General features: G+C 73.9%; 10 protein-coding genes. 4 read left to right on the plus strand and 6 right to left on the minus strand.

Going from position 1 to position 7,854, the window contains the following annotated elements; genetic code table 11:
- A partial coding sequence (locus tag I5E_RS05160; protein ID WP_031261604.1) for a hypothetical protein occupies nt 1-467 on the plus strand: 467 nt, incomplete at its 5' end.
- Here the strand turns inward: I5E_RS05160 and I5E_RS05165 are convergent.
- The 4 genes from I5E_RS05165 to I5E_RS05180 all read right to left on the minus strand — a co-directional run bounded on the left by I5E_RS05165 (nt 454) and on the right by I5E_RS05180 (nt 4,424).
- On the minus strand, nt 454-1,461 hold the full coding sequence (locus I5E_RS05165; RefSeq protein WP_022906049.1) for a LacI family DNA-binding transcriptional regulator: 1,008 nt from the start codon (nt 1,459-1,461) through the stop codon (nt 454-456). The genes I5E_RS05160 and I5E_RS05165 overlap by 14 nt on opposite strands.
- Nucleotides 1,462-1,487: 26 nt before the next feature.
- On the minus strand, nt 1,488-2,225 hold the full coding sequence (locus tag I5E_RS05170; RefSeq protein WP_022906050.1) for a class I SAM-dependent methyltransferase: 738 nt from the start codon (nt 2,223-2,225) through the stop codon (nt 1,488-1,490).
- Between the two features lie 154 nt (nt 2,226-2,379).
- On the minus strand, nt 2,380-3,405 hold the full coding sequence (locus I5E_RS05175; RefSeq protein ID WP_022906051.1) for a Gfo/Idh/MocA family protein: 1,026 nt from the start codon (nt 3,403-3,405) through the stop codon (nt 2,380-2,382).
- Entirely contained in the window at nt 3,402-4,424 is a 1,023-nt protein-coding gene (locus I5E_RS05180) for a Gfo/Idh/MocA family protein (protein WP_022906052.1), read from the minus strand. Before I5E_RS05180 ends, I5E_RS05175 begins: the two co-directional genes overlap by 4 nt.
- 136 nt (nt 4,425-4,560) lie before the next feature.
- Here I5E_RS05180 and I5E_RS05185 point away from each other — a divergent pair, with 136 nt between their 5' ends.
- From I5E_RS05185 to I5E_RS05195, 3 genes are read left to right on the plus strand one after another with little or no spacing between them, the layout of a single operon-like run.
- A complete protein-coding gene (locus I5E_RS05185; protein WP_022906053.1) occupies nt 4,561-5,190 on the plus strand; it encodes an SRPBCC family protein in 630 nt (209 codons plus the stop codon).
- Nucleotides 5,187-5,858 carry a DUF4166 domain-containing protein gene (locus I5E_RS05190; RefSeq protein ID WP_022906054.1) on the plus strand — a complete coding sequence of 224 codons (672 nt, stop codon included), beginning with the start codon at nt 5,187-5,189 and terminating at the stop codon, nt 5,856-5,858. Before I5E_RS05185 ends, I5E_RS05190 begins: the two co-directional genes overlap by 4 nt.
- A gap of 22 nt (nt 5,859-5,880) precedes the next feature.
- Complete coding sequence (locus I5E_RS05195; RefSeq protein WP_022906055.1) at nt 5,881-6,552, plus strand: DUF2461 domain-containing protein; 672 nt, start codon at nt 5,881-5,883, stop codon at nt 6,550-6,552.
- A 60-nt stretch (nt 6,553-6,612) separates the two neighbouring features.
- On the opposite strand, the gene I5E_RS05200 is transcribed toward I5E_RS05195, so the two are convergent.
- Together I5E_RS05200 and I5E_RS05205 are read right to left on the minus strand one after the other, a co-directional pair.
- On the minus strand, nt 6,613-7,269 hold the full coding sequence (locus tag I5E_RS05200) for a CatA-like O-acetyltransferase (RefSeq protein WP_022906056.1): 657 nt from the start codon (nt 7,267-7,269) through the stop codon (nt 6,613-6,615).
- On the minus strand, nt 7,266-7,854 hold a 589-nt coding region (locus tag I5E_RS05205), incomplete at its 5' end, for an HAD family hydrolase (RefSeq protein ID WP_022906057.1). The genes I5E_RS05200 and I5E_RS05205, both read right to left, overlap by 4 nt.

Consider the following 7,854-nt stretch of genomic DNA (forward strand, 5'->3'; position numbering starts at 1 on the left):
CGGTGCTGCGACACAACCTGCGCCCGGTCCCGGAGTCCGCGGCGGAGGTGCTGGCGTACCTCGAGGCGCACGACCTGCACGACGTCCTGCTCGTCGCGCACAGCAAGGGCGGACTCATCGGGAAGTACGCGATGACGCGGCTCGACGACCACGGCCGGATCGACCGCATGGTCGCGGTGTCGACGCCCTTCGCCGGCTCCGGGTACGCACGCCTGGCGCCCGTGCGGCACCTCCGTGCGTTCCGGTCGAGCGACCCGGTGCTCGCCGGCCTCGCACGGGAGCTCGACGCGAACGCCCGGATCACGAGTGTGTACGGCGTGTTCGACACGCTCATCCCCGAGGGCAGCGCGCTCGCCGGGGCGACGAACGTGCGGGTGCCGGTCGGCGGGCACTTCCGCATCCTCGGCGACCCGCGAACGCGTGCTGCGGTGCTGGCGGCGGCGGACCCCGAGGTCAGCGCGGACTGACGCTCGCGCGCTCGACGATGCGGTGCGGGACCACGACGGTCTCGGGCGGCGCCTCGCGGTCCTCGATCCGCCGGGTGAGGAGATCGAGCGCCGCGGTCGCGAACGCTCGTCGGTCGAACGACACCGTGGTGAGGGCGGGGATCGCGTAGGCGGCACCGTCGACGTCGTCGAACCCGACGACGCTCACCTGCTCGGGGACCCGCACGCCGCGGGCCGCGAGGACGTGCAGCACGCCGAACGCGATCGAGTCGGTGAAGGCGAACACGGCGTCGGGCAGCGGGTGGTCGTCGAGCCACGCCGCGAACGCCGACGCCGCCGCACTCGTCGTCCACGCGGCCAGCGGGACGCGGAGCCCGGGGTCGGCCGCGATCCCGGCTCCGGCGAGACCGGCGAGGTACCCGCGCTCCCGCAGCTCGCTCGTCGCGGTGGCCTCGACGGCGCGGGCGGCCCCGACGATCGCGATCCGCCGGTGCCCCCGTCCGACGAGGTACGACGTGACCTGCTCGGCAGCGGCACGGCTGTCGACGTGCACCTGGTCGACGTGCTCGGGCTCGACCTCGCCGATGACGACGGTCGGGGGCAGGCCCTCGGTGGAGGCGAGGACGCTCGCGCTGAGCGACACCGGGTTGAGGATCAGCCCGTCGACGAGGTGCGCCCGGGCGCGCGAGACGAGGTCACGCTCGCGGGCGGGGTCGTTGGCCGTCTGGTCGAGCTGCACGGTCCAGCCGCGGTCCCGCGCGAGTTCGACGAACCACTGCGCGAGCTCGGCGGAGTAGGCGCTGGACATCTCGGGCAGCGTCAGGGCGATCGCCCCGGAACGTCCGTTGCGCAGGCCCCGGGCGGACAGGTTCGGCACGTAGTCGAGCTCGGCGAGCGCCTGCTCGACCCGTTGCCGGGTCTCCGGGCGCACCACGACGCCGCCGTTGATCACGTTGGAGACGGTCTTCGGCGACACCCCGGCGAGGGCAGCCACGTCCCGCACGGTCGCGCGCATCGGCACGAGCGTAGCGCGGGGACGGGTCAGGGCCGCACGGACCGGTGCGCGTAGGTCGTGTAGCCGACCGGGATCGTCGCGCGGCCGGCGGTCTCCGGGTCCTCGTCGAGCGCACGTCGCACCCGGTCGAGCAGTGCGGTGCGCTCGTCGGGCGGGAGCACGATGACGTAGCTGCGCGAGGCGACCATGTCGAGGAACGCCGCGCGGTCCTGCTCGTGCACCCACGGGAACCGTTCGTGCTCGACGGCGTCGGGGTCGAACGGTGCGCCGACGACAGGTGCGCTCTGGACGCTCGCCCGCGACTCGGGCTGGGCCAGGATCGCGCTGATCCGGGCGGCCCACGGTCGGGTCTCGTCGCGGACGTTCCACACCAGCCCGAGGACCCCGCCGGGCCGGAGCACCCGGGCTGCCTCGTGGGCACCCTGCGCCGGGTCGACCCAGTGCCAGGCCTGCGCGAACGTCACGGCGTCGGCGCTCCCGTCGGGCAGGGGGATCGACTCGCCGCTGCCCGCGAGCGTCCGCACGCCCGGCAGCACGGCCGTGAGTCGCTCGCGCATGGCCCGGTCGGGTTCGACCGCGACGACCTCGGCGGCGCGTCCGACGAGGCTCCTGGTGAACTTCCCGGTGCCCGCACCGACGTCGGCGACGAGTCGGGCACCGGACGGCAGGAGCCAGTCGACCGCCGCGTCCGGGTACCCGGGGCGCCCGCGCTCGTAGGCGTCGGCAGCGGCCCCGAACGAGTTGGCGTACGGCGCGGAGGTCATGCGACCAGCATGCCCCGCCTGGCGGGTGACGGACGGGAGGCGCGGGTCGGGCCGGTCGTGCGCCTCCCGTCCGGCCGCGTGCCGGCCTGGAGGCACGGGTCGGGGCCGCCACGCGCCTCCCCTCCGCAGTGGGGTCGCCGCGGCGACGCGTCGGTCACGCCGTCGGGACGAGCACCGTCCTGCCGGTCCGCAGCGACTCCTGCGCCGCGAGGACGATCGACAGCGTCCGCAGCCCGACCTCGACGTCGGGCTGGGGCTGGACACCGGCCCGGACGGCGCTCAGGAACGTCCGCAGCATCGGCACGTCGTGGTCCGCCCCGTACCGCAGTTCGATCGGTCGCCCGCCGACCGCGTCGAGTCCGCGGGCGGCAGCGCCGAAGAAGTCGACCGAGACCGTCCCGCCGGTCCCGGCGACGTCCAGGGTCAACCCGCCCCAGGCCGGCGCCGTGTCCGGACGGCTCCACGAGCAGTCGATCGCGGCGATCATCCCGGTGTCGTACGTGATCGTCACGAGCCCGGCGGTCTCGGCGTGGGCACGACCCGCGTGCAGCACCCGGTTCGCGACCGCCGTGACGGACACCGGTCGCGCGCCGGTCAGCCCGTCGACGAGGTCGGCGACGTGCACGACGTGGTCGACGATCGCGCCACCACCGCTCAGTGCCGGGTCGGTGAACCAGTCGCGGGTGAGCGGGAGCATCCCGTTGTTCGCGCCGCAGACCGAGAGGACCGTGCCGAGTGCCCCGGAGGCGTGCGTGGCCCGCAACCGGTCGAACGCCGAGGCGAAGCGCACCGGGTAGGCCGTCATCAGCGTCACCCCGGCGCGCTGGACGGCGTCACGGATGGCCAGGCCGTCCTCCCACGAGGTCGCGAGCGGCTTCTCGCAGAGGACGTGCGCACCCGCGGCGGCAGCGCGTTCGACGAACTCCCGGTGCCGGGCGTTCTCGCTCGTCACGACGACGGCGTCCGGGCCCCACGCGAGCAGGTCGTCGACCGACTCGGCGTACCGGACGCCCTGGGCTCCGGCGAGGTCGGCGCCGCGGAGTTCGCCGAGTGCCGTCCCGGTCGAGACGCCGCCGGGGTCGGTCCCGCGTACCTCGACGTCGGGCATCGCGGCGAGTGCGGACAGGTACCCGATCGCGTGCGTGTGGGCGAAGGACAGGACACCGACGCGGAGTGTCACAGCGTCACCTCCACGGGCTGACCGGAGTCGATGGACGCGAGGGCGGCGTTGGCGATGCGCACCGCGACGGCACCGTCCCGAGCGCTGACACGGGGGAGCGGTCCGCCCTCGGACGCCGCGACGAAGTCGGCGAGCTCGAGGGCGTACGGGTCCTCGGCGGGGTCGACCGGTGGCAGGAACCCGTCCACCGCGGTCGGTGTCGCGAGGTCGGCGCGGGTGTCCTCCTCGGCGAGGGACGAGTGCGCCAGGCTGCCGAGCGTGCCGGTCACGGAGTACTCGGTGCTGAAGGCGAGGTGCTGCGGGCCCCAGAGCCCGGCGACGTGGCTGATCGCGCCGGACGCGTGGGTGAGCAGGACGTGCGCGGCCTCGACCGGGTGCTCGGCGTCTCCTGCGCGGACGGTGACCGCGGACACCCGGGTGACCGGACCGGCCACCCAGCGGGCGATGTCGAGGTCGTGGATCATCTGGTCCATCACGATGCCGCCGGACTGCGCCCGGTCGCCGAACCACGCCACCCGGGTCGGGAACGCGCCGGAGCGCGAGAAGCGCAGGACGGCGAGGTCGCCCAGGAGGCCCGCGGTGACGGCCTCGTGCAGCCGCCGGTACGCGGGGAACCAGCGCACGACGTGGGCCGGGTAGAGGTGCAGGCCCGCGTCCGCCGCGCGCGCCACGAGGTCCTCGGCATCGGCGTCCGTGCGGGCCAGCGGCTTCTCGGAGACGACGTGCCGTCCGGCCGCGAGCGCCCGACGGACGACGGCGGCGTGGGCGGGCGTCGGGACGACGACGTCGACGAGGTCGACCGCCGCCAGCAGCTCGTCGAGCGAGTCGGCGACGGTGATCGTGCTGCCGCCCCGCGCGGCCTCGTCCGCGAAGGCCGCGGCGAGTTCGTGCGCGCCGTCCTGCGAGTGCACGACGACGTCACCGAGGCGGAGCAGCCCGGGGACGTGGGCGACCGCGATGCCGCCGGCGCCCACGAGTCCGATCGTGCGGCGTGGACGGGGTGCCGACTGCGACGTCATGGAGCCAGCGTAGAGGTCGTGTCCTCCTCGGGCCGTGACCGTTCCGGTTCGCGGAACCCGGGGATCGTGAACCGGAACGGTCACGGTTCACGCGGCGGACCCGCGCCCGGGGTGAGCGGTGCCCTACGCTCGGCCTGTGGGGAAGCGTGGCATCTACGTCGAGACCATCATCGACGCCGACGTCGACCGGGTGTGGGCGGCGACGCAGGACCCCGTGCAGCACGTGCGGTGGGACGTCCGGTTCTCCGAGATCGTCCCCGAGCCGGCGGACGCGGACGGCGCGGCCCGCTTCACGTACGTCCGGCGCTCCCCGCTGCACGACGTGCACGGGACCGGGGTGAGCATCGGCGAGCGGCGACGGGCGGACGGCACGAGGACCTCGGCGCTGCGGTTCGCCACCGACGACCGGCTCTCACCGATCCGTGCCGGTCGGGGCTACTGGCGGTACGTGCCGACCGATGACGGGCGCACCCGGTTCGTCACCGGCTACGACTACGACCCCGGCTGGGGGATCCTCGACGTGGTGGTCCGGCCCCTCCTGGGCTGGGCGACGGCGTGGAGCTTCGACCGCCTCCGGATCTGGGTCGAGGGCGGTGCCGAGCCGGAGGCCTGGCCGCTCACCTCGGTGCTGCAGCCGTGGCGACGGGACCGGCCCCGCGCCTCCCGGACCCGCCGCGCACCCGCGGGCGGCTCTCGTCGAGGCGACCAGCTGCACGACGCGCCCGCCACGCTGGCGGCGCTGCCCGATCCGGGAGGGGATCGATGAGTTCGGTGTTCGAGGAGGCGCTCGGCGCCGACTTCCAGCGGCTGCACCCGATGATGCGTCGCCGGTTCGGTGTGGGGCTCGACGCGGCCGAGGCGTGCACCGGCCGCGGGGTGATGACGTCGATCCGTCGGGGACCGTGGTGGACCGTGCCGTTCCTGCAGATCGGTCGGCTGCGGAACATCCTCGTGCCGGACGTCGGGACCGACGTGCCCTTCACGATCGAGAACTACCCGTACCGCGACCGGTACGGCCGCGAGACGGTGACCTTCGTCCGGACCTACACGACCAAGCCCGGGCGGACGGCGCGGTTCGACGCCACGATGGTCCTCGCGGACGGCCGGGTGCTCGACTACCTCGGGTCGCACCAGCACCTCGCGGTGGACCTCGACCTCGCCGTCGACGACCGCGGCGGACTCGTGCTCACCTCGGACGCCCAGCGCTTCTACGAGGGCCCGATCGCGTTCCGCTTCCCGATGCTGTTCAGCGGTCGGGCGACCCTCAACGAGTGGTGGTCGGAGGACGACCAGGCGTTTCACGTCGACCTCGAGGTGCACAATCGGGTCTTCGGGTTCCTGTTCGGGTACCGCGGGACGTTCACCTGCGAGTGGACGCCGGCGACCGACGCGCCCGAGCGACTCAAACCGCGGCGGACCGAGCTGCGGACCTGACCGACCAGACCCGGAGGAACCCGTGACCGACACGCCCTTCCGACCGGCGCTCGCGGCCTTCTTCCGGGGCCTCGCAGCGCACAACGACACCGCGTGGTTCGAGGACCACCGCGACGACTGGCAGCGGCACGTGCAGGAGCCGATGGAGGCGCTGCTCGCCGAGGCCGAGCGGCGGTACGGATCCGGCCGTGTCCTCCGCCAGCACCGCGACCTGCGCTTCACGCCCGACAAACGCCCCTACCGCGAGGACACCGGGCTCACCGCGGGTGGCGTCTACCTGAGCGCCGGGGTCGACGGGATCCAGGCCGGCGGCGGGCTCTACACGCCGTCCCGCGCGCAGCTGACCGCGGCCCGCACCGCGATCGACGAGCACCCGCAGGCGGCCGCCGCCCTGCAGCGCGTGCTCGACGAGCTCACCGACGCCGGCTTCGAGCTCGCCGGTCCGCCGCTGAAGACCGCGCCGCGCGGGTACCCGGCGGACCACCCCCGGATCGGACTCCTGCGCATGCAGCACTACGCCGCGCTGCTGCACCTGCCGCTCACGAGCCCGCTGGCCGACGTCGTGGACGCCTGGGAGCGCGTGCAGCCCCTCGTGCGGTGGACCGTGAAGTGGGCCCGCGCGGACGACCCGGAGGCATCGGACGACCCGGCGCCGCCCGTGCCCGGCGCACGGTCGATCGACGAGCGCGCCTGACCCGGGCGGGCACCCGACCCGATCAGGCGCCTGGCCCGGGGCGCGGCCCGGACCCGTCGGTCAGCGGCGCAGCCAGCCGGCCTCGGCGAACACCGTCTGCAGCTCGGTCACGAACCGCGACGCGTGGAAGCCGTCCGTCACCGCGTGGTTGACCTGCATCGCGAGCGGCATGACGGTGCGCCCCTCGACGAACCGGTACCGCCCGATCGTGAAGATCGGCAGCAGGTGGTCCCATCCGTCCCGCACGTGCAGGGCGAACCCGGTGAAGGACGCCCCCGGCAGTGTCGAGATGTCGAACACGTTCTGCGGGCGGTCCTCCTGCGGGAACATCCGGTGGTCGTCCCGGTAGCGCTCCATCGTCGCGACCGCCGCCTCGTGGAAGCGGGCCGGGTCCTCGTCGTACGGGACCGTCAGGACCGAGAACGTCTCGGTGTCGGCGTGGAACACCGTGAACATGGGGTGCACGACGTCCCAGACCGCTGGTGACCCGTCGTCCTGCAGCTGCATGCGGAACTCGGCGTGCCGGTTCACGACCGACGCGATGGCCCAGATCTGCGACGCGTACGTCCGACGGTCGGTCGCGCGGACGGTCTCGGCGAAGTCCGTCACGTCGAGCTCGACGGTCATCTCCCACGTGCAGGGCACGCGGTCGCGGTAGTGCGCGAAGTGTTCGCGGCGGGGCCAGCGGTCGAGGTCGACGGGTCGGAGTTCGGTCACGGCACCAGCTTCGTCGCGAGTGCCTGGTCGAGTGCCGTGCGGTCCCCGTCGATCCGCACGTCGACGGCGTCGATGCCGCTCGAGCGCAGCGCTGCCCGGAGTCCGTCGACCCCGGCGAAGTGGTGCACCGGCATGCCGAGCTCGATCGCACCACCGAGTTTCCGCTCCGAGTCGTCGGTGAAGAACACCTCTGGGCCGTCGAGGTCGAGCGCGTCGAGCACGTGCCGGAACGCCCGGACGTCGGGCTTCGTGAAGCCGATCTCGTGCGAGCTGAACACGGCGTCGACCCGGTCGTGCAGGCCGAACGTCGCCACCTCGGCGGGGACGCCGTCGGTGCCGTTCGTCAGGACCGCGGTCGTGCAACCCGCCGCACGCAGCTCGTCGACGAGATCGAGGACCTCGGCGTCCGGGGTGAACGGCTGCCGACCCCAGGCCTCGGCCGCCGCCGGGTCGCCGATGCGCTCGCCGACGACCCGGACCCACTCGGCCCGGGTGATCCGGCCGGTCGTCACCTCGTCGATCAGGGGTGCAGCGAACGCCACCGCCTCGATCGTCCCGGAGGCGAGGTCGTGTGCGTGTTCGATC

This window comes from Curtobacterium sp. B18, assembly GCF_000333375.1.
Lineage (GTDB): Bacteria > Actinomycetota > Actinomycetes > Actinomycetales > Microbacteriaceae > Curtobacterium.